22 protein-coding genes and 1 tRNA gene are annotated in these 24,734 nt (G+C 57.1%); 8 read left to right on the top strand and 15 right to left on the bottom strand.

From position 1 onward, the window contains the following. Positions 1–142: 142 nt before the first annotated feature. Positions 143–1,978, top strand: coding sequence for a DNA mismatch repair endonuclease MutL (gene mutL / locus BUQ90_RS11615; protein WP_074205358.1), 1,836 nt, complete (start codon positions 143–145; stop codon positions 1,976–1,978). Positions 1,979–2,045: 67 nt separating this feature from the next. Here the strand turns inward: mutL and BUQ90_RS11620 are convergent, their stop codons facing one another. Beyond that, positions 2,046–2,390 carry a UrcA family protein gene (locus BUQ90_RS11620; protein WP_074205359.1) on the bottom strand — a complete coding sequence of 115 codons (345 nt, stop codon included), beginning with the start codon at positions 2,388–2,390 and terminating at the stop codon, positions 2,046–2,048. A gap of 211 nt (positions 2,391–2,601) precedes the next feature. Here BUQ90_RS11620 and BUQ90_RS11625 point away from each other — a divergent pair, with 211 nt between their 5' ends. Next, on the top strand, positions 2,602–4,209 hold the full coding sequence (locus BUQ90_RS11625; protein ID WP_084192681.1) for a winged helix-turn-helix domain-containing protein: 1,608 nt from the start codon (positions 2,602–2,604) through the stop codon (positions 4,207–4,209). Here BUQ90_RS11625 and BUQ90_RS11630 read toward each other — a convergent pair. The 9 genes from BUQ90_RS11630 to BUQ90_RS11670 form a co-directional block, all read right to left on the bottom strand. After that, positions 4,174–4,929 (bottom strand): TfuA-like protein, encoded by a 756-nt coding sequence (locus BUQ90_RS11630; protein ID WP_074205361.1) that lies wholly within the window; start codon positions 4,927–4,929, stop codon positions 4,174–4,176. The genes BUQ90_RS11625 and BUQ90_RS11630 overlap by 36 nt on opposite strands. After that, complete coding sequence (locus BUQ90_RS11635) at positions 4,926–6,074, bottom strand: YcaO-like family protein (protein WP_074205362.1); 1,149 nt, start codon at positions 6,072–6,074, stop codon at positions 4,926–4,928. The genes BUQ90_RS11630 and BUQ90_RS11635 overlap by 4 nt, the downstream gene beginning before the upstream one ends. Continuing rightward, positions 6,064–6,381, bottom strand: a complete 318-nt coding sequence (locus BUQ90_RS11640; protein WP_074205363.1) for a hypothetical protein — start codon at positions 6,379–6,381, stop codon at positions 6,064–6,066. Before BUQ90_RS11640 ends, BUQ90_RS11635 begins: the two co-directional genes overlap by 11 nt. Positions 6,382–6,530: 149 nt before the next feature. Further along, entirely contained in the window at positions 6,531–7,631 is a 1,101-nt protein-coding gene (ychF, locus tag BUQ90_RS11645; protein WP_074205364.1) for a redox-regulated ATPase YchF, read from the bottom strand. Between the two features lie 96 nt (positions 7,632–7,727). After that, positions 7,728–8,300 (bottom strand): aminoacyl-tRNA hydrolase, encoded by a 573-nt coding sequence (gene pth / locus BUQ90_RS11650; RefSeq protein ID WP_074205365.1) that lies wholly within the window; start codon positions 8,298–8,300, stop codon positions 7,728–7,730. A gap of 116 nt (positions 8,301–8,416) precedes the next feature. After that, positions 8,417–9,106 carry a 50S ribosomal protein L25/general stress protein Ctc gene (locus BUQ90_RS11655; RefSeq protein ID WP_074205366.1) on the bottom strand — a complete coding sequence of 230 codons (690 nt, stop codon included), beginning with the start codon at positions 9,104–9,106 and terminating at the stop codon, positions 8,417–8,419. A gap of 124 nt (positions 9,107–9,230) precedes the next feature. Continuing rightward, positions 9,231–10,028, bottom strand: a complete 798-nt coding sequence (locus BUQ90_RS11660) for an acyl-CoA thioesterase (protein WP_074205367.1) — start codon at positions 10,026–10,028, stop codon at positions 9,231–9,233. 22 nt (positions 10,029–10,050) lie between these two features. Then, positions 10,051–10,845 (bottom strand): TraB/GumN family protein, encoded by a 795-nt coding sequence (locus tag BUQ90_RS11665; protein ID WP_159437093.1) that lies wholly within the window; start codon positions 10,843–10,845, stop codon positions 10,051–10,053. Between the two features lie 174 nt (positions 10,846–11,019). Continuing rightward, on the bottom strand, positions 11,020–11,961 hold the full coding sequence (locus BUQ90_RS11670) for a TraB/GumN family protein (protein ID WP_143182845.1): 942 nt from the start codon (positions 11,959–11,961) through the stop codon (positions 11,020–11,022). Positions 11,962–12,151: 190 nt separating this feature from the next. Here BUQ90_RS11670 and BUQ90_RS11675 point away from each other — a divergent pair, with 190 nt between their 5' ends. The 4 genes from BUQ90_RS11675 (at position 12,152) to ppdK (ending at position 20,229) form a co-directional block, all read left to right on the top strand. After that, positions 12,152–14,251, top strand: coding sequence for a molybdopterin oxidoreductase family protein (locus BUQ90_RS11675; protein WP_074205369.1), 2,100 nt, complete (start codon positions 12,152–12,154; stop codon positions 14,249–14,251). 89 nt (positions 14,252–14,340) lie between these two features. Beyond that, entirely contained in the window at positions 14,341–15,225 is an 885-nt protein-coding gene (locus BUQ90_RS11680) for a glycine--tRNA ligase subunit alpha (protein WP_239447420.1), read from the top strand. A 127-nt stretch (positions 15,226–15,352) separates the two neighbouring features. Further along, on the top strand, positions 15,353–17,548 hold the full coding sequence (gene glyS / locus BUQ90_RS11685; RefSeq protein ID WP_074205370.1) for a glycine--tRNA ligase subunit beta: 2,196 nt from the start codon (positions 15,353–15,355) through the stop codon (positions 17,546–17,548). 2 nt (positions 17,549–17,550) lie between these two features. Next, complete coding sequence (gene ppdK / locus BUQ90_RS11690; RefSeq protein ID WP_074205371.1) at positions 17,551–20,229, top strand: pyruvate, phosphate dikinase; 2,679 nt, start codon at positions 17,551–17,553, stop codon at positions 20,227–20,229. Here ppdK and BUQ90_RS11695 read toward each other — a convergent pair. Then, positions 20,226–20,915, bottom strand: a complete 690-nt coding sequence (locus BUQ90_RS11695) for a DUF4259 domain-containing protein (protein WP_074205372.1) — start codon at positions 20,913–20,915, stop codon at positions 20,226–20,228. The genes ppdK and BUQ90_RS11695 overlap by 4 nt on opposite strands. Positions 20,916–21,196: 281 nt before the next feature. Here BUQ90_RS11695 and BUQ90_RS11700 point away from each other — a divergent pair. Together BUQ90_RS11700 and folE are read left to right on the top strand one after the other, a co-directional pair. Further along, positions 21,197–21,273: transfer RNA gene (locus BUQ90_RS11700), tRNA-Arg, on the top strand. Positions 21,274–21,382: 109 nt separating this feature from the next. Further along, complete coding sequence (gene folE / locus BUQ90_RS11705; RefSeq protein ID WP_239447421.1) at positions 21,383–22,003, top strand: GTP cyclohydrolase I FolE; 621 nt, start codon at positions 21,383–21,385, stop codon at positions 22,001–22,003. 14 nt (positions 22,004–22,017) lie between these two features. On the opposite strand, the gene BUQ90_RS11710 is transcribed toward folE, so the two are convergent. The 4 genes from BUQ90_RS11710 to rpsR all read right to left on the bottom strand — a co-directional run bounded on the left by BUQ90_RS11710 (position 22,018) and on the right by rpsR (position 24,732). Next, a complete protein-coding gene (locus BUQ90_RS11710; protein WP_074205373.1) occupies positions 22,018–22,674 on the bottom strand; it encodes a Fe2+-dependent dioxygenase in 657 nt (218 codons plus the stop codon). Continuing rightward, positions 22,674–23,741: a hypothetical protein gene (locus tag BUQ90_RS11715; protein ID WP_074205374.1), complete on the bottom strand. Its 1,068-nt coding sequence runs from the start codon at positions 23,739–23,741 to the stop codon at positions 22,674–22,676. The genes BUQ90_RS11710 and BUQ90_RS11715 overlap by 1 nt, the downstream gene beginning before the upstream one ends. Positions 23,742–23,825: 84 nt before the next feature. Further along, positions 23,826–24,497, bottom strand: coding sequence for a 50S ribosomal protein L9 (rplI, locus tag BUQ90_RS11720; protein WP_074205375.1), 672 nt, complete (start codon positions 24,495–24,497; stop codon positions 23,826–23,828). Between the two features lie 10 nt (positions 24,498–24,507). Then, positions 24,508–24,732 carry a 30S ribosomal protein S18 gene (rpsR, locus tag BUQ90_RS11725; protein ID WP_074205376.1) on the bottom strand — a complete coding sequence of 75 codons (225 nt, stop codon included), beginning with the start codon at positions 24,730–24,732 and terminating at the stop codon, positions 24,508–24,510. Positions 24,733–24,734: the final 2 nt, after the last annotated feature.

A 24,734-nucleotide genomic window follows, 5' to 3' on the forward strand; every position in this document is an offset into this window, starting at 1 on the left:
ATAGTTGCAGCAGATGCCGCGGCTTATCACTACAGCGCTTCTTTTGCTGAACGGGGGCTGAAAACAACTGTAATGTCTTTCAGTATTTTCCCCCGAAAATCAAGGCTCGCCTGGGCAAGTCGCTTGGGCTAGGAATGACGTCATGTCAATAAGAAGACTCCCCGACAGCCTGATCAATCGCATTGCCGCTGGTGAAGTGGTCGAGCGTCCGGCCAGCGCGTTGAAGGAGCTGGTGGAAAACGCGATCGATGCCGGATCGACACAGATTGATGTCAGGCTGGAGCAGGGCGGGCTTGCGCTGGTCGAGGTGGCGGACAACGGGTGCGGCATGAGCCGGGCAGATATTGGGCTGGCACTTGAGCGCCATGCAACATCGAAATTGCCCGATGAAGCCATTGAACTGGTCACAACCATGGGCTTTCGCGGGGAAGCCCTGCCGTCGATTGCCAGTGTCGCGAAGCTGGCAATCGAAAGCCGCGAAAAGACTGGTGATGGCTGGTTCAGGGTCGTTGATCATGGCGAACTGATACATGACGGCCCAGCGGCCATTCCTCCCGGCACCAGAGTGCGTGTCGAGGAGCTGTTCGCCAAGGTTCCGGCACGCCGCAAGTTTCTGCGCACCGCCCGCAGCGAATATGCCGCCTGTGTCGACGTCGTGCGTCGTCTCGCCATGGCTCGCCCGGACATTGGATTCACGGTGGAGCACGCCGGACGCAAGCCGATTGCCGTCCAGGCCGGTGATACCGGACCGGACCGCGTCGCCGCCCTGACCAGCCGCGAGCTTGCTGCCAACAGCGTTGGTGTCGATTTGCAACGCGAGGATGTACGACTGACGGGCGTCGCCGGACTTCCGACCTACAACCGCGGTGTGGCCGATCATCAGTTTCTTTTCGTCAACGGACGTCCGGTAAAGGACCGGCTGCTGACGGGTGCCGTCCGGGGCGCATATGCCGAAATGCTGGCGCGAGATCGTCATCCGGTCGTCGCCCTGTTTGTCGACATGCCGCCGGAACAGGTCGATGTGAATGTGCACCCTGCGAAAACTGAGGTCCGGTTTCGCGAACCGTCCATGATCAGAGGCATGATTGTCAGCGGTCTTCGCCGGGCCCTGGACGAAGGCGGATTTCGTGCCGTGCAACGCCCGGCGGAATCCGCTCTCGCACATTGGCAGACGGAACCGCCGGCTCCCGATCCCCAGGCAAGTATCTTCGCCCGGCAGACGGCTCCCTCCGCACATGCCAGGATCCAGACCCAGCCATATCCGGCGACCTCCGCTGATGGGCTGACTTCCCTGCTTGATGGAAAATCAGATTATGTCGATGCGGCAGGTGCTGAGGATCTCGCTCCGCTGATGGGCCGGGCCGAGGAAGCGACCGAAGCGGTCCCCGAAGCGACGGACCACCCGCTCGGCGTTGCGCGCGGACAGGTCGCCAAAACATATATAGTGGCAGAAGCCGAAGATGGTCTCGTTATCGTTGATCAGCATGCCGCACATGAGCGTCTGGTGCTGGAACGGATGCGCAAAGCGGTTGAAGGGGGGAGGGTGGCCGCACAGGCATTATTGATGCCCGAGGTCGTGGAACTGGATGAAAATGCCTGCGATCGTCTGGAAAGCCGGTTGGAAGAGCTGACCGGTTTTGGCCTTGAGCTGGAACGCTTTGGACCGTCAGCCATATTGGTGCGTGCGACACCAGCCATGCTCGGGTCCGGTGATGTTCGCGGTCTGGTTACGGACCTGGCCGATGAACTGGGCGCTTTCGATGAAGCGTTGAGCCTGAAGGAACGTATAGATCATGTCGCTTCGACAATGGCCTGTCACGGATCGGTCCGGGCAGGGCGGGTGCTCAATGTGCCGGAAATGAATGCCTTGTTGCGAGAGATGGAAGTGACGCCGCATTCCGGTCAGTGCAACCACGGCCGGCCAACCTGGGTCAAGCTCGCGCATGTAGATATCGAAAAGCTTTTTGGCAGGAAATAGGATGACCTGCTGGGCGTAGAGAAATAGCGGAAGGGAAAGCATCTCTGCCGCCCCTTCCGCCACCGGGTCATTGCAGGCCACCCGCAGCGTTGCTGGCCAGCCGTCCGGAACGGGTACCGGAATAGATGGCGGTCAGCACCGGGTGATCAATCTTGCCAACGAGCTGTGCTGTCAGATCGTTACGGCATTCCCGCCGACTGCGCGGCGAGGACGCGACGCTGATCTTGCGGCAGGCGCGGCGAACTTTCCGATTGATGCGCTGTGACACGCGCTCAACCCCGGCCTGGGTCGAAAGTTCGCTCGCCATATAGCGGACCTCGACGGTTTCCGCCTTTGCCGAACCGGCTCCTGCCATCAGCATGAGAGCAGCAGTTCCGGCGGCAAGAATGTTGGTTTTCATTTTGGTGGACATCTTGTTTCTCCTTTCGGGTTCACGACGACATTGTCGATGGCCAGAGAGATACGGACGATCCGCACCAACATCCTGCGAGCAATCTGGAAAGAATCCGGAGAAGGCGAATTCCAGAATTTTCCCATAATTGGCGGAATATGTGTACAATAGGCTTGGCGCCGGATGGCTGTGACAGAGCGGTTCCGGGCATCATCTTGAGGCAACAGGAAAAGTGGATCTCTTGACTGGCAAGCTGCACGAAGGCGAACATCAGCAGATTCAGTTTGGTGATTTTGTTCTGGATAGCCGGGACGAGCGGCTGTTTGGACGAAACGGATCAATTGCAATTGGCCGAAAGGCATTTGGCGTTCTTTCGGTTCTGATCGCCAATCAGGGCCTTCTGGTCACGAAGGAAGAGCTGTTCGCAAAGGTGTGGCAGGACACAATTGTTTCAGATTCTGCGCTCACCTCCGTGATCAAGGAAATTCGTCTGGCCCTGGCAGACAAGCGAGGCAGGAACGGACTGATAGAAACCGTATATGGCCGGGGATACCGTTTCACTGGCAAAGCCCGTTCGATCAGGCACCAGAAGCCCAATTCAGATGCGATCCCCGGGAGAAATGAACCGGTAATCTCGCTGGTAGCCGGAAAACCGCCTCATCTATATGTGCCCGGATTTGATATCAGCGCCATGACGGACAATAAGCCCGCTTTTGCGGTCATGCTGCGAGAACAGGTATTGTTTGCCCTGACCCGATTTCGCGATATCAGCCTGGTGTCGGAGGAAAATCATCACCCGGGTGATGCATCGGGCAATGGTGGCCCCCGAGACTATCGGCTCGAAGTCACGGTTTTCGGTGAAAGCCCGGACCTGCGGGTGTCATTGCGAGTCTCTCGTATCGGTGATCAGAGCATAATCTGGACCGACATGGCCCAGATGCCGGCTTCAGATGCACAGCCGCTTGTGGGGTTGCTGGTCAACCGCATCGTGACCGCGGTGATTCCGCAGATCGAGAGTGATCTTGTAACCCGCGCTCCCGACAGACCGGCGGATATATATGATCAATATTACCGCACCGTTCGGGACTATAGCGACCTGCAGAACGCATCTGATGTCGATGCCGCCATTGCCGCCTGGACAAGCATGGTCGAGCATCATCCCGAATTCGCGCCGGCCTATGCGCGGTTGATCCGGCTGCTTAATACCGATGGTGCCTATGTGGCGCTGGGCAAAACCGGCATTGCGGAACGCACACTTGCCCGAAAGCTTGCGCACAAGGCCTTTCGCCTGGATCCGGTCAACGCGCATTTCCACGTGTTACTGGGGTGGAGTTATTTGTGGAGCAAGGAACCTGACAAGGCCGAGCGACACTTTGACGAGGCCGCAGCTCTCAACCCCTATAACGCGGTCAGGCTTCTCGAAGCGGCAACCGGAATGATGTTTATCGGCAATCTGGAAAAGGCCGGAACAATATTGGCCAGCAGCGCTGCCCTGACACCTTTCGCCACGGACGCCTTGCTCGAAGACCAGGGACTTCTGCATTTTCTCGCCGGCGATTATGGCGATGCCGAGAAATGCCTGTCGCTGATTGAGCAGCCGACCATTTCGGTGCTCCTGTACCGGCTGCTGGCAAGCTCGGCAGCAGATTCGGCAGAACGCAGTAAATTTGCGAAGACTTTCCTGGAGCGGGTGCGTGACAGCTGGCACGATGAGACGTTGCCGGAAGTGGCGCAAATACTGGACTGGACCATGTTGCACCACCCGTTTCAAGACAGCGCCGTACGGGATCAGGTTTCACGACTATTACAGGATGTTCTGGTTGGTGACCCCGAAATTTGATCTTGCCAGATCAATTCCGGAAGCAGTCGCAAAGTTCCGCAGGAAGGGCGTGTCGACATATTCCGGGCGGATATTCGGTTCGTCCCTGCAGCTGGTCAGCAACGAGAGGCAGGCGAGGGCATCTTCCCTTTTTTGGGAGCGCCAACGCCCAGCACGCCATGTCCGAAATGATTCCAGGATGTTGTTGCCAAGCGCACTGGCGCTTTCAATCCTCGCCCAGTCGCGATCCTGATAGAATATCCCGGCACCGGCACGGAGGAGACGGCCCGCCTGTCTGGCGCTCAACGCTTTCTCGCGCACGGCATGTTGCAGTCCGAAGATCAAATCTGCCAAGGCCAGAGTCAATGGCTGGCAATCCATTTCCGCGGGGGCATGGCGAAGCGCAACCCAGTCGTCTCTTGTGAAAACTCCCCTGGCAAAAGCGCAATAGATCCGACCGACTCCTGTCATGCCATATCTGGCCATTTCGGCGGCCCGCAGGGCGCCCATGCTGGATGCGCCAAAGACGGCAATATGGCTGGCGAGCAGCAACAAAATCTCCTTGTGCCGAACGGCAGGCGCAGATTCGAACACTCCGTCGATCAGGCAGACACGGTCACCGGCCCGCAAATCCAGCTGCAACAGATCACCACCTTTTGCCGGCGGATGCCATCTGGTGTCAGCCAGGGGAGGGCGCGCAATTCCCGCAAGCGATGGTCCGGCAAATATATGGTCTGTCATGTGACCATCTTCCGCTTGCGCCTGAGGGAACCAAGACCGGGAATGATGACTTTTACCACTTTCCAGAAATCCTTGTCCCCCGTGAGGCGGCGTATCAGCACGCGCTCAAAACCGGCATCTGCCAGTCGGTCAGCCATGGTTTGCCAGGTCCCGCTGCATGCCTTTGTTGTGGACCAGGACTTGCCGCACCAGCCAGGCGGAATCGGGGGACAGGAGCCCGTCGCCCGATCAGCGACATATTCCGAGGGCGTGATGTCGTCGCGTGCACCGGCGATCAAGGTCAGTCGTGACTGTACAGCTTCGGCGAAGGCGGCAAACAGCGCGCTCTCCGGTTCCGGGGACGAGGCTGATCCATAGGTCGAAAGCGAAAATGGCTCAGCCGGGATTGTGGGCTCAACAGTGCAGACAATTGTGGGGATCCCGATGACGGCGGGGATCGAGAAAATCCGCAGGCGGATTTGCAGGTCGGCGAGAGCACCAGCCCAGGGAGTATTCCAGGCTGGTGGAAGTGTTTCCAGCTCTATTTCCCGGGCTGGCCGGAGGGATGGCGCCGTGCGCAACCAGCTGCCGACAGCATCGCGCTCAAGGCATTCGTACAAGGCTTTGGCAATGGCCTGATCCCAGCTGGTTCCGGCACCCAGTCCCATGCTGCTGCGGTCCAGAGCCGGATCGGCATCCAGACAATAGTCGAGGGACACACAGGCATGCGGGACATACGCCGCTGCACCGCTCCGCAGGTCGTGCGTCCGAGTCCAGTCCTGAATTCGCTGTGGATCGGGCTTTTTCTTGTCACTGCTACGCAGATTTTCGAGATTTTCTGCGATTGCCTGGTGCCGGAGTTCGGCATGACTGATCCGGAAAACGTCCGGTCCCAAACTTTCTGCTGCGTGGCTTTCGGCAGCCTCTCCGAGTGCCGACCATTGCGCCAGTTCATCGGTCGCACCCTTGCCCTGATGCACGCTGAGGGCCCGTCCGAGCGGGCGGACCGCCTGCCAGACCGGCAAGCCGATCCTGTCCAGTCCCGTGATATTGGCAAGCCGGGTGACACCGTTCTCGGGTCCGAGCCTTCGCGCTGTGGCAAGCGCATCGCCGGGGGGAATGCGAGGTCTCGCGACCGTCGTGTCCGGCGGAATATTAGCCTCCACCCTCCTCGGGGCCGGTCTGCTGGTAACTGACCATCACTTCTTCAGATCGTATAATGGCTTCCCGTATATATTTTTCCGGATCTTCAATGATCGTGTCAAAATCCGAGTCGAGTTGGGCCACATCACGTTTCTGCTCCGGCGTTTTTGCCTTGCTTGCATCATATTCCCACGCCCCGATTGTGGCGTAGATAATCCCGTCCTTGCGCAAACAGAAAGTCGGCGACTTCAGGGCATATATGGCTTCGGGATGTTCTACACGCCCGGGAATAATGGTTACAATATCCTCATCATCATAGTCGCTCTGCATCCTGCTCTCCCTGTGCTTGAGATTTGTGCGCCCGTATTAGATGAAGGCTGCAGGTAGCAGAAAATAGGGAAAAAGTCTAACAGAGGGGCAGTGGACACCCGCCCGCCTGATCTGATCGCACTTAATATGTACCGCGAAGTTTCAGCAGATCAGACGTTAAATTTGAAGTTCATGATATCGCCGTCCTGTGCGACATAATCCTTGCCTTCCTGACGCAGCTTGCCGGCATCGCGAGCGGCACTTTCGCCGCCCAGATCGACAAAATCCTGATAGGCAATCGTCTCGGCCCGAATGAAGCCCCGTTCAAAGTCTGTATGAATCTCGCCTGCGGCTTCGGGGGCCTTGGCTCCCCTGTGCACTGTCCAGGCTCGCGCTTCCTTGGGGCCCGCGGTGAAAAATGTTTGCAAATCCAGCAACTGATATCCGGCGCGGATGACGCGGGCCAGACCCGATTCCTCGAGCCCGAGTTCAGTCAGATATTCAGCGCGCTCTTCCGGCTCCATCCCGACAAGTTCTGCCTCTATCGCAGCCGAGACAATGACAGCCTCGGCATTTTCAGCTTTTGCTTTTTCAAACACCTGTGCGCTGAGCGCGTTTCCGGATGCGGCATCGGCTTCATCGACGTTACAGACGTAGAGAACCGGTTTGGCCGTCAGCAGCTGGGATTGGTCAAATATCCGCTGTTCTTCGTCATCATTCGGTTTGGTCAGTCGCGCGGGCTTGCCTTCGCGAAGCAGGTCCAGCGTCTGACCCAGAACACTCGCTGCAATCTTTGCTTCCTTGTCTCCGCCGGTGGCTTTTTTTTCAAAAGCCGGGACACGCTTTTCCATGCTTTCAAGGTCGGACAACAGCAGTTCGGTTTCGACCACTTCGGCATCCGACAGGGGATCCACCTTGTTGCTGACATGCTGGATATCGTCATCCTCAAAGCAGCGCAGGACGTGCACAATGGCATCAACTTCCCGGATATTGCCAAGAAACTGGTTTCCGAGCCCTTCGCCCTGTGAGGCGCCTTTCACCAGACCGGCAATGTCGACAAAGGCCAGCTGGGTCTCGATGATCTTGGCACTGCCTGCAATTTCCGCGATTTTGTATAGCCGCGGGTCTGGCACAGCAACCTGACCGACATTGGGTTCAATGGTGCAGAAAGGATAATTTGCTGCCTGCGCCGCCTGGGTTTCAGTCAGCGCATTGAACAAGGTTGATTTACCGACGTTGGGCAGCCCAACAATGCCACATTTGAATCCCATATTTACCTCATGTTGCCGGGCCTGGCCGGTGTCTCTATTATAGCAGCGTCGCCTTTACCCGTTTCAGCCTCGGAAACAAGGCTCGGGTGACCAAAATCAGTCTTTCTGCATCCTCAGCGCCAGTTCGCTCAGGAACCGGGCGTCATTGTCCTTTGCGAGCCAGTCCGCTTCGGCAGCTATCGCGCCCAGCATCTCGGCCAGGTCATCAATCTCGCCTTTGGTATAGTTGCCGAGTACGTGCCCCTGAACCCGGGATTTATGGCCAGGATGACCGATACCGATGCGCACGCGCCGGAAATCCGCGCCAATATGGGCGACCAGGGATTTGATGCCATTGTGGCCGGCCGTGCCGCCGCCGCGTTTGACCTTGATCTTGAAAGGCTCAAGATCCAGCTCGTCATAGAATACCGTGATGTCTTCGGGACCGAGTTTGTAGAAGTCCATCGCGGCTCTGACTGCCCGGCCGCTTTCGTTCATGAAAGTGGCGGGCTTGAGCAGCAACAGCTTTTCGGATCCCAGACGGCCTTCAACTACCCAACCCTGAAACTTCTGTTTGGGAGGCGGAAATCCGTGCACCTCCTCCAGCGCATCCATGACCATATATCCGACATTATGCCGGTGCAGCGCATATTCCGCTCCTGGATTGCCGAGACCGACCCAGATCTGCATGTGCTTTCCATCTCCGAACCGGCTGCGGCAGTCTGCCACAGCCAATAAAAAACCGTCCATGTCGCGCCGGGCGCTGCATGGACGGTTTGGTGTTACATTGTTTGAGCGGGGAAGGTCTAGTCTTCGGAATCGCCTTCTTCGCCGCCTTCGCCTTCAGCTGCTTCGCCTTCGGCACCTTCTTCGCCTTCTTCACCTTCTTCGCCTTCACCGTCTTCGGCTTCGTCTTCGGAAGATTTGAGGGCAGATGGAGCCGCGACACCGGCAATGGTGAAGTCGCGATCGGTAATCGAGCTTTCCGACCCCTCGGGCAAGGTGATGTCGGACAAGTGGATCGAGTCCCCGATTTCCAGGCCGGTTACGTCAATTTCGATCTGATCCGGGATCAGGTCGGCATCGCACATCAGGTCGAGTTCGTAGCGTACAACGTTCAGAACACCGCCGCGCTTCAGGCCAGGTGATTCTTCTTCGTTCACGAATACAACAGGAATATTGACCTGGACCTTCGCGCCTTTCGCAAGACGGAAAAAGTCGACATGGATTGCCCGGTCGGTGACGGGATCAAAAGCAACATCCTTGGGAAGTGTACGGGTCTTCGTACCGCCCACTTCGACCTGAACCAGCGAGTTCATGAAATGACCGGTGCCAAGCAGCTTGGTCAATTCCTTTTCCTCGACGTGGATGGGTTGCGGTTCTTTCTTGTCGCCATAGATAACGGCGGGGACACGGCCTTCGCGACGCAGTGCACGGGAGGCTCCCTTGCCAGCCCGTTCGCGAGGCTCGGCTGATAAAGTCAGCTGATCACTCATAATGTTGCTCCAAAATTCGGTTTTTTCAAGGTCCTGCCACGCCTCCAGGGTGGTTTGTGGTCAGGAAGGGGGCGCTATAGGCAGCGATTTCGCGAAAAGCAAGGCAAATTGCGCTCAGGGAACGTCACCTGAAAAAGCCGATCTGGTTACTGGTGGCCAGCAGGACTCCGCCGGCGGACCACAATTCCACGCGAGAGTCGCAACAACTGTTGCGAACCGTTGCCCCGTTGACCCGCATCAGCATGTAATCGCTTCCGGCGTCGGCAAGATCCTCCTCACTGGCATATATATAGGTCGCCATCGAGACAGTGGATCCGGGCCGGAACTGCTCCGTCACAAAGAAGGTTCTGGGCATCGGGGTATCACAGATGGAAAACAGGCTGACCCGGTCCACCGGACGGCCGTCTGCCTCCCGGATCCAGACAAGGGCTTCTGGCGTCTTGTTGACCTTGAACGGAATGCCTTTGGCGATCCGCTGATCATAGGATGCCACCCATTGCGGAGCCATCGGGTTGACCGACGGCAGTGCGATCGAGTCCTCTGGCGCCCTGCAGTCAGGTCGGGGTTTTTGATAATCAATATCCGTGAGTTTGCGGGTGCTCGAGACAATGTCCGCCACTATCGTGACGGAGCCATTCTGATAGAGCTCCACTCGCCAGAACTGGGTTGTTGCTCCGGATTTGAGCAGGCTGGTCTGAACCTCGACTTCTCCCGGACCGACGCCAGAAAGAAAGTTCGTCTGCTGGGAGACGATCGGACCGCTGCGTTCGGGATGCATGTCGACGGCACGGGCACAGATACCGGCAACCCAGCCACCGAAGGCCATGCCTGTCGGGTTGCGATAAAAGTCGCTCGCCTCGATCGTGTAGCGATTGTCATCAAGCGCAACCAGTGCGGTTTCGCGGTCGAACTGAAATGTCATTTCTGGTGCCCCGACTTTGAATTTACTGAATTTTTTCGACTTTATAGCCGCGCTTTTCCAGCATCAGCTGCACCGAGTCCGGACCGACCAGATGCGCAGCGCCCACGGCCACGAGGGATGTGCCAGGTTTTTGCAATCGGGCGTGGAGCTGATTGTCCCAGTCCCTGTTCCGTGCAACCAGGATTTTTTCTCGAATTTCCGGCTTCTCGAGAATGCCGCCCTCGGTCAGTTTCTCCAGTTCAGCGATATCGCCACTATACCAGGCGTTAAACAGCTTCTCGAATGCGTTTTTGCTGGTTCCGGCATCTTCAATGACTGTGGTCAGCATCTCACGCTGATCCGTTTCCGGCAATTTGTCGAAATAACCAAGCTGCCCTTCAATCGTTTCCAGCCCGGCAATCGCTTTTCCCGCATCAGTAAATTGCTGCACCAGCTTTCTTTCAACGCCTTCTTCCGAACGCAGGCCGAGATGGCTGCTTTGCGCGGAGGCGAGTGACAAGGCGGCTGCCCAGCTTTCCATGCGATTCAAGGCGATTTCCGGTATATTGGACTTATCCAGAACCCGGTCCAGATCATCATGAAGGGCGGGCGCGATTCGGGCTTCCACCGCGGGAAGATCTGGCGAGGTTGCCAGTTTTGAGAAGATTTTGGCCGAATTGCTTCTGTCTTCCAGTCCCAGAACTTCAATGACCAGTTCATCGGATTCCGAAACAACCTGGTCCAGCAATTCGGTCCGCCAGGAAATGCCTTTGGGCAAGGTATGGATTGTACCGAACAGATAGGCTGTACCCGGTTGTTCCTTCGAAGTCCCCGTCACCTTCCAGATAGCCGGTTTTCCAGGTTTTTCGGTGTTGAGTACAACGGTTTCGCTGGCGTTTCCGCAAGCAGATAGAGATACCGTCGCGACCAGTGCTAGCAGGAGTTTGAAGATGTGCATGGCAGTTATTTGGGGACAGCTCGGCCAAAAGGAAAGATGCAAGCGGCGAACAATCTAATATTTGAGCCGTTTCACCTTCAGACCTTTGGCCTTCAGTTTCTGTTGCAAACTGCTCTCGCCGGCCAGATGCCCCGCTCCGACGGCCATGAAAAGCGTGCCGGGCTGCTCCATGCGCTGTTCCACCCATTCCGCCCAAGTGGCGTTGCGATCAGCCAATAAAGTATCGTACAAAATCTTGTCTTCAAGACCGGCATTCATCAGTTCCGCAAGCGCATCGACATTGGCATTGGCCCATTGTGCTACCATATTCTCCATGCCAGCGGGGACATCATCCAGCGTCGAAATGGTGAAGTTGAGAAACCCGATCTGGACCTCTTCGGGGAGATTGTCGAAAAAGCCCAGCTGTTGTTCCGGAGTCTCGAGCCCGATGATCTTCATGTTCCGCATTTCCGCTTGCGCCTTGAGATCCTTTTCCACGCCGCTGTTCACATCATAGCCATTGCTCATCAGCGGAATCAGAGAAATGCTGACGCTGGCAAACCAGGGATCGAGGGGATCGAATGAAGCGGGTGGCAGATTAAGCCTGGCCAGTGCCGCTTCGTAATTCGCCCGGTCTTCCGGTGCCAGTTTGTCGCGCAAAGATGTTCCGCTCTTGTCGATCGCAATGTCGTTGATGATCTGAACCATCTTCGTGGCATCGGGTTCGATCATTTCGATCACAAGCTCGTCCGATTTGTCGAACGCGTCTTTTACAGCCTCGTCAAACCACGTCATTCCGGGTTTGAGGATATGTACCGTCCCGAACATGTAGATGGTCGTATCCTCATCCTTGAGCACCCACAGGGCCGGATCGGCATCTTCCGGCAGTTGTGCGATCGCGGGCGCGGAAGGTTCGGTCGCCGCAGCTGTTTCAGGGTTCGCGGTTTGGGTTGCACAGGCCGCAGTTCCCAGGATCAACGGCAGCAAAGCGAATGCGTGGAGGAGGCGTTTCATCATATGTGATTTTTCCGGATTAAGGTCTGGGATGAAGGAATAGACATAGGCAGGAGGCTTTAATCGAACATTTACGACCTAATTCCCAGCAGATTTTTTGTGCGGAGAAAGCGGAGCGCAAAATAAACCCGCGCCGGTCAGTGGCCAGCCGAAAATCAATCTGCTAATCGATCGATTAAATCAGGAGAATCCCATGCCCCAGACACATGCGAGAACATGCCATATCTGTGAAGCCAATTGCGGGCTTCTTGTCGAAGTGGAGGGACGGGATATCCTCTCGATCCGGGGAAATCCCGACCATGTGCTGAGCCGCGGACATATCTGCCCCAAGGGGACGGCGATTGCGGATCTGCAGAATGATCATGACCGATTGCGTCGACCGGTCAAAAAGGTGGACGGGCAGTGGCGGGAAATTTCCTGGGAAACGGCTTTTGCCGAGATTGCGGGACGGCTCGGTGAACTCAAAGGGCAGGGCGGGAAGCCCGCCATGTATATGGGTAATCCGTCTGCCCATGATTATGGTATTTCCACCCAGGTTGGCCAGCTCCGGCGGGCAATTGGCCTCAAGAATATCTATTCGGCGTCCACCCTTGACCAGATCCCGCATCATGTCGTGCAATATCACATGTATGGCCATGTTTCGCTCGCCGCTGTCCCGGATATTGACCGGTGCCAGCACCTGATCATCATCGGTGGCAATCCGGCGGCCTCGAACGGCAGTATCTGGACTGTGCCAGATTTCAAAAAGCGCGTGAAGGAAATGCAGGCACGTGACGGCAAGCTGATCGTGGTCGATCCTCGTCGAACGGAGACTGCGAAACTGGCGGATGCGCATCATTTTGTGAAACCTGGTACCGACACCGCGCTGCTGATCGGCATTTTGAAAAGCGTTTTCGATGGCGGACATGTCGACACCAGCCGGCTTGACGATATTCTGGACGACAGCTGGGCGGATATCGCACCGGCGATTGCGGATTTCGATCTCGACCAGCTTGCCGTACATTGCGGAATCGGAAAAGATGTCATGCAGGCCATGGCGGCCGATCTGGCGGCGGATCAGCCCGCAGCGATCTATGGCCGCATGGGCGTATCGGTCTGTGAATTTGGCACGCTCAACCAGTGGCTGATCCAGGTGATCAATATCGCCACCGGCAATCTCGACCGCGAAGGCGGGACGATGGTGCCGGAACCGGCGCTGGACACAATCAACCTGGTCGGACGCGGTTCGGTGCGCAAGACGGATACGGTCCGCGGGGAAATGCCGGTGATCATGGGCGAACTGCCGACGATCACGCTAGCAGACGAGATGCTCCGCGAGGACGAAGAACGCATCCGGGCGCTGTTCGTCATCACCGGTAATCCCGTACTTTCCGCCCCCGATGGCGCGAAACTCGATACTGCGCTGGAAAAGCTCGACCTGATGGTCTCTTTCGACATGTACGTCACTGAGACCAGCCGTCATGCGGACTATATCCTGCCGCCCTGTGGCCCGCTGGAAAAGGACCATTATCCATTCTTCTTCGGTCCGCTGGCGGTACGCAACTATGCCAGTTACTCCCCCGCCATTTTCGACATTCCCGAAGGGGAAAAGGCAGACTGGGAAATCATCGCTGAACTGGCCCGCGAAATTCTCGCCAGTGACGGCCAGGACGTGCCCAATATCCGCCCGCCACGCGATGTGCTCGACAATATGCTGCAAAGCTCGCCTGCCGGGCTGACCCTGGAAGAGGTGGAAGCGGCACCGAACGGCATTGATCTTGGCCCGCTTCGACCTTGCATGGCGGACCGCCTGATGACCGAAGATAAGCAGATCCAGTGTGCCCATCCGGATTTTCTGGCCGAATTGCAGCGGTTTTCCGCCTCTCTGGCTGATGAACAGCCGGACAGCCTGTGCCTGATCGGCCGCCGGCATGTGCGATCGAACAACAGCTGGCTGCATAACAGCAAGCGGCTCTTGAAAGGCCCCGAGCGCTGCACGTTGATGATCCACCCGGACGACGCGGCGGCGCGCGGGCTGGAAGACGGCGGCATGGCAACAGTGACCGGCCGGGTGAACAGTGTCGAGATCGTGGTGGAAATCACCGACGACGTCATGCCAGGCGTGGTGTCAATCCCGCATGGCTTCGGCCATGGCCGGAAAGGCGTCGGCCTGTCCGTGGCGCGGGAGAAGCCGGGTGTCTCGCTTAATGATCTGACCGATCCCGAAAGTTTTGATCCGCTGTCCGGTAATGCGGTTCTCAACGCAACGCCTGTGACGGTGGAGCCAGCAATGGAGATTGTCGCCGCCGAGTAACGCAAAAACCGCAATGACGGCTTGACCCTCTGGCGCGGTTTCGCCAAAGCGTCACGACAGATGTTGCACTCGCGAAGAAAGCACGACAATTGACCGATCCGAAGCCAGCCAAAAATCCTTTGGGCTTCCAGCAGATCATTCTGAAACTCCACGAATACTGGAGTGATCGGGGCTGTGTCATACTGCAACCCTATGACATGGAAATGGGGGCAGGGACGTTCCACACCGCGACCACCTTGCGGGCGCTGGGTCCGGATCCCTGGAATGCCGCATTCGCGCAGCCATGCCGTCGTCCGACCGACGGACGTTATGGGGAAAATCCCAACCGGCTGCAGCATTATTACCAATATCAGGTGGTCCTGAAACCTTCACCGCCGGACATTCAGCAGCTCTATCTCGACAGCCTGACCGCGATCGGCATCGATCCGATGCTGCACGATATCCGCTTTGTCGAGGATGACTGGGAAAGCCCGACGCTGGGTGCCTGGGGACTGGGCTGGGAAGTCTGGTGCGACGGCATGGAAGTCACCCAGTTCACCTATTTCCAGCAGATGGGCGGGTTTGACTGCAAACCGGTGGCCGGAGAGCTGACCTACGGGCTCGAGCGTCTCGCCATGTACATCCAGGGCGTCGACAGCGTTTATGATCTCGATTTCAACGGAAACGGAGTCACTTACGGCGAAATCTTCCTGGATAATGAGAAGCAGATGTCGGAGTGGAATTTCGAAGTCGCCGATACCGAAACGCTGTTTGACCTGTTTAACAAGGCGGCCAGCGAGTGCGAGAACTGCCTCGAGGCGAAATTGCCGATTCCGGCCTATGAACAGGCGATCAAGGCCAGCCATGTGTTCAACCTGCTGCAGGCGCGCGGTGTCATCAGCGTCCAGGAACGCGCCAGCTATATGGGCCGCGTCCGCGACCTCGCGAAAGGCAGCTGTGAGGCCTATATGGCGAAAAACGGGTGGGCCGCGTGATGGTTGTACAATCCCGTCACCCTGAACTTGGTTCAGGGCCTATTTCTCCGTCTGCACTGATGGCGAGTAACGCGCCATGGATGCTGAAACAAGTTCAGCATGACGGTTTCTTGCAGGGGAGGGTGTTGTGACCGATTTCCTGCTCGAATTGTTGTCCGAAGAAATCCCCGCACGAATGCAGGCCAAAGCGCGCGCCGATCTGGAGCGGCTATTTGTTGCGCAGATGGAGGAAGCCGGCCTGAATGCCGGTGAAATCACCGTCTATTCAACCCCGCGCAGGCTCGCACTGATTGCGAAGAATTTGCCGCAACAGACGGAAGCCGTTAGCGAAGAGTCCAAAGGACCACCCGACGGTGCGCCGGATCAGGCCGTCGACGGCTTTTGCCGCAAGAACGGCGTAACCCGGGATCAACTCGAAGTGCGTGACGTCAAGGGACGTCCCACCTATTTCGCCGTGATCAACCGTCCGGGGCGCGACACCAAAGACGTCCTGGCGGCAGCTATTCCGGCGATCATCAGGGCCTTTCCCTGGCCCAAGTCGATGCGCTGGGGCGATGCGAGCCTGTCCACCGAAAGCCTGCGCTGGGTGCGGCCGCTCAGCGGGATTGTCGCGCTATTTGGCGAAGATCTGGTGGAATGCGAAATTGACGGCCTGACGTCAGGGACCGAGACGGTGGGCCATCGCTTCCACCATCAGGGCAGCATCACTATTGGCAGTGCGGCGGACTATGCCGACAAATTGCGCGCGGCCCATGTGCTGGTCGATCATGAGGAACGGCAGGATATTGTCCGTGCAGGTGCGGCAAAAGCCGCTGCTGAAGGTGGATTGGAACTGGTTGAAGACGAAGGTCTGGTGATCGAAAATGCTGGTCTGACCGAATGGCCTGTGCCGCTGCTGGGTGGGTTTGATCCGGCATTTCTCGATGTGCCCGAAGAAGTTATCCAGCTGACCGCGCGGGTGAACCAGAAATATTTCATCTGCCGCGACAAATCGGGCAAACTGGCGCCGAATTTCGTCTGCACCGCGAATATCGAAGCGACAGATGGCGGTCAGGCAATTGTCGCCGGCAATGAAAAAGTCCTCGCGGCGCGTCTGTCGGATGCGAAATTCTTCTGGGAACTTGACCAGAAGACACCACTGGAGGATCATGCAAAGAAATTGGGCAATATTGTTTTCCATGAAAAACTGGGAACGGTTGCCGACAAGGTAGAGCGGGTGGCCAAATTGGCCGAGTGGCTGGTTTCTTTAGAAGGGAATGGTTTTGACCAGTCCAGCCCCGGCGATGCGCTTCACAGGGAAGTGACCGAGGCCGCCCGTCTCTGCAAAGCCGATCTCGTCACCGAAATGGTCGGCGAGTTCCCCGACCTGCAAGGTCTGATGGGCGGCTATTATGCAGAGAAACAGGGGAAATCCGAAGCCGTCGCCAACGCGATCCGCGATCATTACAAACCGGTCGGGCAGGGCGACGAGGTGCCGACCGATCCGGTGACAGTGGCGGTGAGTCTGGCGGACAAGCTGGATACGCTGGTTGGTTTTTTTGTTATCAAGGAACGCCCAACCGGTTCCAAGGACCCGTTTGCTCTTCGCCGGGCTGCGCTCGGAATAATCGAACTTGTTTTGGCGAACAGTCTTAGATTGGACCTGGACTATGTGACTGCCAAGGCTTCCAATTTGATTCTGCGAACAATTGAGAAAATGAGCGGTTCGCAATCCGATAGCTGGATCAGCGAGCATTTGGGCGAAGAGCTTTTCAGGGCCGTGCCTGATTTTTTTGTGGACCGGCTCAAGGTTCAACAGAAAGGGGCGGGTGTCCGGCATGATATCATTGATGCCATAGTCAGCTCAGGCCAGCGTGATGATATTGTCCTGATATTGGCCCGGGTAAAGGCCCTCCAAGCCTTTGTGGAAACCGAAGACGGCACAAATTTGCTGGCCGGGTACAAGCGGGCTTCGAATATTTTGAAGAAGGAAAGTGCTCCGGGCGCAGACCCGGAGTCCAGAGCGGAGGGCGCTGCAGACGCTCTGGGCTCCGCATCAAGTGCGGAGCACGTTGCGCTTTCCTACACCCCCGAACCGGCTGAACAGGCGTTGATTGACGCGCTGGACGCCGCGCAGCCGCAGGTGGGTACTGCGATCGGGAAGGAAGCCTTTACCGATGCGATGAGCGCTCTGGCGGCTCTCAGGGCGCCGATTGACCGGTTTTTTGACGATGTGACGGTGAATGACGAAGACCAGGAGAAGCGCGCGGCCCGTCTGGCTTTGCTCGCGCGGTTCCGGGACGCTGTGCATCAGGTTGCTGATTTTTCGAAGATTGAGGGCTGATCATGACCCAATATGTATATCGTTTTGGCGGTGGAATGAGCGCGGATGGCGCGCCTTCGGATGCAACCGAGGCCCGCAATCTGTTGGGCGGGAAGGGCGCGAATCTGGCGGAAATGGCGAATATTGGCCTGCCGGTGCCCCCGGGTTTCACCATTTCGACCGAAATGTGCACCGAATATATGAACAATGCGGGCCAGTATCCGGACAGCCTGACCGCCGAAGTGGCGCAGGGCGTGGCGCATATTGAAGAAGTCACCGGCAAAACCTTCGGCGATGCAGCTGACCCGCTGCTGGTTTCCGTCCGCTCCGGCGCGCGCGCGTCGATGCCGGGGATGATGGATACGGTACTCAATCTCGGACTCAACGATGAAACCGTCGAAGGACTGGCGAAAACCTCCGGAGACGAGCGTTTCGCCTGGGACAGCTACCGCCGGTTCATCCAGATGTATTCGGATGTGGTGCTTGAACTGGATCATGACAGTTTTGAAGAAGCTCTGGAAATCGCCAAGGAAGACAATGGATTCTTCACGGATACGGAGATGCAGTCTGAACATTGGAAGGCGCTGGTTTCCGAATATAAGGCGCTGGTCGAGGAGCAATGGGGGAAACCCTTTCCGCAAGATGTGAATGACCAGCTCTGGGGCGCAGTCAGCGCGGTTTTTGGCAGCTGGCAGGCGGAACGGGCCAAGGTCTATCGCCGGCTCAACGATATTCCCTCCGAATGGGGCACGGCGGTCAATGTCCAGGCGATGGTTTTCGGCAATATGGGCGAAACATCGGCCACCGGCGTGGCCTTTACCCGCAATCCCTCGACCGGCGAGGCCGCTTATTACGGCGAATGGCTGATCAATGCGCAGGGCGAGGATGTGGTCGCCGGAATCCGTACTCCGCAATATCTCTCCAAGGCCGCGCGCGAGGACGCCAATGCAAAGCCGCTGTCGATGGAAGAGGCGATGCCGGAGACCTATGGCGAGCTGACCGACGTCTTCGACCTGCTGGAACGCCATTATCGCGATATGCAGGACATTGAATTTACCGTTGAACGCGGCAAACTCTGGATGCTGCAGACCCGCGCGGGCAAGCGGACGGCCAAGGCGGCACTGAAAATCGCGGTAGACATGGCCAATGACGGCCTGATCACCGAGCAGGAAGCCGTGGCCCGGGTCGATCCAATGGCGCTCGACCAGTTGCTCCATCCGACTCTCGACCCGGACGCGAAACGCGATGTCCTGACCACGGGCTTGCCGGCCTCACCGGGCGCGGCCTGCGGTTTGATCGTGTTTGACTCCGATACGGCCGAGCACCGCACCGAAATGGGCGAGGATGTCATCCTTGTCCGCGTCGAAACCTCGCCCGAGGATATTCACGGCATGCACGCGGCCAAGGGCATTTTGACCGCCCGTGGCGGCATGACGTCACACGCTGCCGTGGTCGCCAGAGGCATGGGAAGACCTTGTGTTTCGGGTGCAGGAGGTCTGAGCATCAATAACGAAGCGAAGCTGCTGACGGTGGGCGGCCGAGAGCTCAGGGAAGGCGACATGCTGACCATTGACGGATCCAATGGCCAGGTCATGGCCGGCAAGGTCGAAACGATTCAGCCCGAACTGGTCGGCGATTTTGGCGTGCTGATGGAATGGGCCGACAAGGTTCGCCGCTTGCGTGTCCGGACCAATGCCGAAACGCCGCAGGACTGCCAGGTTGCCCGGGATTTCGGGGCGGAAGGGATCGGTCTTTGCCGGACCGAGCACATGTTCTTTGAAGCGAGCCGGATTACCGCTGTGCGCCAGATGATTCTCGCGCATGATGAAAAAGGCCGCCGGGAGGCGCTGGAAAAGCTGCTCCCCGAGCAACGGGAGGATTTCCGCCAGATATTCGAGGTCATGGCTGGATTGCCCGTGACCATCCGCCTGCTCGATCCGCCGCTGCACGAGTTTTTGCCGCACCAGCAGTCGGAATTTGAAGAAGTGGCCGCCGCGGCCGATGTCGGGGTCGAAACGCTGAAACAACGGGCCAGCGAGCTGCATGAATTCAATCCGATGCTGGGTCATCGCGGGTGTCGTCTCGGCGTAACTTACCCGGAAATCTATGAAATGCAGGCGCGTGCGATCTTTGAAGCCGCTTGTGCCGTGGCCGAAGCCACCGGTGAAGCCCCCATTCCGGAAGTGATGATCCCGCTGGTTGCAACCGCGCGCGAGCTGGAACTGATGAAGGATGCGGTTGATCGCATGGCCCAGGCCGTATTTGCGGAAAAAGGGCGCGAGATCACCTATCTGGTCGGTACCATGATCGAATTGCCGCGAGCGGCGCTGATGGCCGGCCAAATCGCTGAACATGGCGAGTTTTTCAGCTTTGGCACCAATGACCTGACGCAAACCACGCTCGGTGTTTCCCGGGATGATGCAGGCCGCTTCCTGACCCAATATGTGGATAAAGGCATTTTCCCCCGTGATCCGTTTGTCAGCCTCGATATCGAGGGTGTGGGGCAACTGATCGAACTGGCGGCCGAACGCGGCCGTGCCACACGCGGCGATATCAAGCTGGGCATATGCGGCGAACATGGCGGCGATCCGGCTTCCATAGCTTTCTGCGAAGAAACCGGGCTCGACTATGTCAGCGCGTCTCCCTATCGCGTGCCGATTGCCCGGCTCGCAGCGGCACAGGCAGCGCTGGAAAAAGCCTAGTCAATATCACCGTTCAGGATGCGGTCGACTTCGTCATCATCCACGGCAAAGCGCCAGTTCTGGACAATATGCTTGGGATGAAGCTTGCCGTTCAGGCAGGACAGATGACAATAGATCCCGCGCGCCATGTGCATCGAATCCTTGCTGGTGAGATCACGATATTCGAGGCTGGACAATTCGTTCTCGGCAATGCCTTTCCCGCAGAAGGCGCAGGGTGTCAGATCGCCGGAAATCCCCTTGATTTCAGCGATCTCCGGAGTTTCACAAGGCACATCCGCGTTCAGTCGGTCGATGAGCCCGGTAATCGCGATATTCCACTCATTATTGTCTCCGTCTCCTTCGGACCAAAGCTCCAGAAGCTCAGAATCCATCAACACACGAGAGACGCCGAACTTGGCCTTCTCAATCAATGCAGAATCCGGTTCACCCAGCTTTTCCAGACGTTTCTGCAGATCATCTGGTACATCCGGCGCGATCCGACCCATCATGCTCGCCACAGCTTCGGCGGCTGCAATCACCCTGGATGCCAGATCGACATCCACATAAGGTTCCTCTTCAGCATCGGGATCTTCGTCCAGCGCACTCAGTTCGTCGAAAGGGGCAGCAATATCTTCGACGCTGCCAACTTCCGCCGCCCAGTCCAGTGCGTCATCATTCTCGAAACTGCCTGCTCCCCAAGCCCCCATGGCCGTCACTCCTTTTCCGTTTCGCGCAATTCTGGCACAGGAACGTTAAGCAATGTTCAAATTGCGCCGTTCCTGCCAGAATGAAGCCCTGAGTGAGAGGGCGCTGTCAGACCCGTCAATCAAACGTCCGGACGCATCGTTCCCGGTTGAAATTCACGCTGATCAGGGAAACTTTCAAAGATACCGAAGCAATGGAGACAGAGCAGCTGGCGGTTGCTGCGGAAAAGTGAAAAAACGGGTTGCCAGCTGACGCTTCACGCCCTATCTGCACCGTTCAATGCGCGCCCGTAGCTCAGCTGGATAGAGTACTTGACTACGAATCAAGGGGTCGGGAGTTCGAATCTTCCCGGGCGCGCCATTTTCTCCGATCTGTGGACGATACGGCACTAGGTGCACTTGCGCCGCCAATGTGCGACGCGTAATGATTTGGCATTGCATTTAGAGAAATTACAAAAGGAAACGCCGCTTTGGCTGACTATTCCGATAGCATAGAAGACGCGCTGGCGGCGCGGGAAGCCGCGAAACTGCCGGTCCCTGACGAAGTTCAGGAAGCCGTGAAAACCCTGTTGCGCTGGTCGGGCGAGGATCCCGATCGGGAGGGCCTGCTGGACACGCCCAAGCGGGTGGCGCGCGCCTGGAAAGAATATTGCGAGGGCTATAACGAAAATCCGGCGATTCATCTCGCCAGGACCTTTGAAGAAGTCGGCGGCTATGACGAACTGGTCCTGCTCAAGGATATTCCGTTCCATTCGCATTGCGAACACCATATGGCGCCGATTATCGGCAAGGCCAGCATCGCCTATATGCCGACCGACCGGGTCGTGGGCATTTCGAAGCTTGCCCGGGTGCTGCATGGCTTTGCGCGGCGGCTTCAGGTTCAGGAACGACTGACTGCCGAGGTCGCCCAGTGCATCTGGGACAATCTGAAACCCCATGGTGTGGCAGTGGTTGTGGAAGCAAGCCATAGTTGCATGACGGCACGGGGTGTCCGCACACCCGGCGTTGGCATGACAACCAGTCGGCTATTGGGATGTTTTCTGGAGGACGCGCGCAGCCGCAAGGAAGTCATGAGCCTGATGGGCTACTGACCGCTGCCGCAGGGTTATTCCATCCACATCCGCATCAGATTATACTGGGCCGCCTGCATGCGGGTGTAGTTTTCGTGCCGCATGTTCAGACCTTCCAGCGCAGCCACCTCGTTGAATTCATAGAGAAGATTGCGTTTCATCACGTCACGGATCTTGCTCTGAATGAAGCTGATCGCCACCAGCCGTTCCCCTTTGGTGACTTTCTCGACTTCGTGGAGAGTATAGGACGGGTATACGATCGCAGTGCCAGGAGTGCCTTTGAACCGCATACTGGCTTCGCCATGGGTGACCCGTAGCGCGCCCCCTTCATAGTCATCAGGGCCGTTGAGGAAGATGGTACAGCTGATATCCGACCGGATGGGCCCGGAGGGCAGGGGAATGAGGGCACTGTCGGCATGCAGACCATAGTTCATACCCGGCTTGTGGCATGTTATCATGGGCGGAGCCACATGCTGGGGGAAGGCAAAGTCCAGAAACTCGCGGTTCGCCATCAGCGCATCGAGCATGATTTTCGACGACTGCTCATAGGCCGCCGGATCATGCAGCTGGAGATTGTTTTTCACCCTGGAATGCGGATTGCTGATTTTTCCGTCAACAAATTTGCTGGATTCAGCAATGTCTTTAAGGGTTTTGACCTGGTCCTTGTCCAGAAGGCTGAGTTGTTTGAACATTACACATTTTCTTCCACCCGCTGCATCACATCGGCGACAATGGGATAGCGGGTTGCCAGTTGATCCACCCAGGAGATTGCCTCCTGTATCTCCGCATTATGATTTCGCGTCGCCTGCTGCAACAATTGTTGTCGCAGTGCCGGGCTATAATCATGCTCGGGAGCTTTGGAATAGCTGGACATGATCGGCCCGGAAACAAGGGACTGTGCACCAGCGGCTGACAGGGAAAGGCCAAAATGCCTGGCCAGCTTGCACAAGTCCTCTGCGGGATTTTCCAGAAACCGGTCAAAATTGGTCCATTTGACGCTTTCTGATCGGTCGATCGTTTGCGTGGCGTTCCCGGTTTGGGCCATCGACAAAGTGAGCATCTCGCACAACCAGCCAAGAGCAATGCGCTTCGCCGACGACAATTCCCACAAATTACAGGGAGGCTCTCCGAGCAGAACGGAAAGTCTCTTCAGCCGCGCCGGAGCCATGACCTGACATTCCTGAAAAGAGGTCTCTCCAGCCAGAATCGTCGGCAAATATTTGTTCAGCGGAACGTAAAGAAACAGGGCTTTTTGCGATCCGTCCAGCAGCCGGGCGGCAAGAGGACTGACGAAACTGCTCGCCTTGATAATGACTTTCTGTCCGGGATGAAAATGCCGACCCAGCCACAGGATGATATCGCGGGAACGTGTTTCGAATGTTTCAGGGGACCAAAGGCTCTCCGGTTGCCCCACCGTCTGGGAAATTTCATAGAGGTTTCGCAGAATCTGGGGTTCACGAAGTGCCAGACTGTTGTCCACTTCGCCCAAAAGGCGGGAAATCAGCGTCGACCCAACATGTCCGATATGGAAAATATATTCCGGGGACGCGGACCGGATATTCGAAATCGCGTCCAGTTCCGCCCAGCTAACAAATTCTCGCCTCAGACCGGTTTGCAAAATGCGCTGATCAAGGAAACTCGCTTGCCGGTATTCCTTTTCTGTCAGTTGTGACAGCAGGACCCGATCATTGTGCAGGTCCAGCAGATGCGTGAAATGAAAAGGATTTTCCGGAAAACTCTGTTTCCAATGCTGATCCAAAACAACCTCGCAACAAAAAGCCCCGCCCCTGTATTGCTGTGCTAATACAGGGGTGGGGCCAAACCATTGCGATTAGACGAACGACTAACTGTCTTCGTTTAACGTCGTCTCCTCAGTGCCGGACTCTTCGGCAGCGTCTGGCGATGTTGACTCAGAATCGGTCTCACCGTCAGAATCCTCAGCCTTTGTTTCGTCTTCGCTTCCGTCATCTTCGCTTTCCGGTGCGAGGGCAGCAGCAGCCAGTTCGGCCTGCTCTTCCTCAAACATCTGGGCGATGACGTCGATGCCGTCTTTTTGCAGATCCGCTTCATCATCCGATCGGGCGACATTGGCCTGGATCGTGACATTGACTTCGGGATGCAGGCGGATGCGGACATCAAATACACCGAGCGTCTTGATCGGTTTTTCGAGGATGACCATGCTTTTTTCGACATGGGCACCTTCGGCGTTAAGAGCCTCAACGATATCGCGCACGGTCACCGAACCATAAAGCTGGCCGCTGGCAGATGATGCGCGGATCAAAACGATCTGCTTGCCATCCACATCCTTCGATGCGGTTTCCGCATCCTTGCGCTTGGCTTCATTGTCCGCTTCAATCTGTTTGCGATTGGCTTCGAATACCTTCTTGTTGGCTTCGTTGGCCCGCAGCGCCTTTTTGTTGGGCAGCAGATAGTTGCGAGCATAGCCGTTTTTCACGGTGACCACGTCACCGATGGTACCCAGGTTTTCGACCCGTTCGAGCAAAATAATATCCATTGTTTCGCTCCTATTTCACGAGGTAGGGCAGCAGGCCGAGATGGCGGGCACGTTTGATTGCCTTGGACAATTCGCGCTGCTTCTTGGCCGATACGGCGGTGATACGACTGGGAACGATCTTGCCGCGTTCGGAAATATATCCCTGCAGCAGCTTCACGTCCTTATAGTCGATGGTTTGTGCGTTTTTGCCGGAAAAGGGGCAGCTTTTGCGGCGACGGAAAAATGGACGTCCCATGT

Origin of the sequence: Parasphingorhabdus marina DSM 22363, assembly GCF_900128895.1 — a bacterium.
GTDB lineage: Bacteria > Pseudomonadota > Alphaproteobacteria > Sphingomonadales > Sphingomonadaceae > Parasphingorhabdus > Parasphingorhabdus marina.

Coding starts and splice junctions, on each gene's coding strand:
- BUQ90_RS11710 (WP_074205373.1), bottom strand. CDS start 22,674: ATGTTCAAACAACTCAGCCTTCTGGACAAGGACCAGGTCAAAACCCTT.
- mutL (WP_074205358.1), top strand. CDS start 143: ATGTCAATAAGAAGACTCCCCGACAGCCTGATCAATCGCATTGCCGCT.
- pth (WP_074205365.1), bottom strand. CDS start 8,300: ATGCAGATCTGGGTCGGTCTCGGCAATCCAGGAGCGGAATATGCGCTG.
- BUQ90_RS11640 (WP_074205363.1), bottom strand. CDS start 6,381: ATGCAGAGCGACTATGATGATGAGGATATTGTAACCATTATTCCCGGG.
- BUQ90_RS11660 (WP_074205367.1), bottom strand. CDS start 10,028: ATGACATTTCAGTTCGACCGCGAAACCGCACTGGTTGCGCTTGATGAC.
- ychF (WP_074205364.1), bottom strand. CDS start 7,631: ATGGGATTCAAATGTGGCATTGTTGGGCTGCCCAACGTCGGTAAATCA.
- ppdK (WP_074205371.1), top strand. CDS start 17,551: ATGACCCAATATGTATATCGTTTTGGCGGTGGAATGAGCGCGGATGGC.
- BUQ90_RS11695 (WP_074205372.1), bottom strand. CDS start 20,915: ATGGGGGCTTGGGGAGCAGGCAGTTTCGAGAATGATGACGCACTGGAC.
- rpsR (WP_074205376.1), bottom strand. CDS start 24,732: ATGGGACGTCCATTTTTCCGTCGCCGCAAAAGCTGCCCCTTTTCCGGC.
- BUQ90_RS11670 (WP_143182845.1), bottom strand. CDS start 11,961: ATGATGAAACGCCTCCTCCACGCATTCGCTTTGCTGCCGTTGATCCTG.
- BUQ90_RS11655 (WP_074205366.1), bottom strand. CDS start 9,106: ATGAGTGATCAGCTGACTTTATCAGCCGAGCCTCGCGAACGGGCTGGC.
- BUQ90_RS11620 (WP_074205359.1), bottom strand. CDS start 2,390: ATGTCCACCAAAATGAAAACCAACATTCTTGCCGCCGGAACTGCTGCT.
- BUQ90_RS11630 (WP_074205361.1), bottom strand. CDS start 4,929: ATGACAGACCATATATTTGCCGGACCATCGCTTGCGGGAATTGCGCGC.
- BUQ90_RS11675 (WP_074205369.1), top strand. CDS start 12,152: ATGCCCCAGACACATGCGAGAACATGCCATATCTGTGAAGCCAATTGC.
- rplI (WP_074205375.1), bottom strand. CDS start 24,497: ATGGATATTATTTTGCTCGAACGGGTCGAAAACCTGGGTACCATCGGT.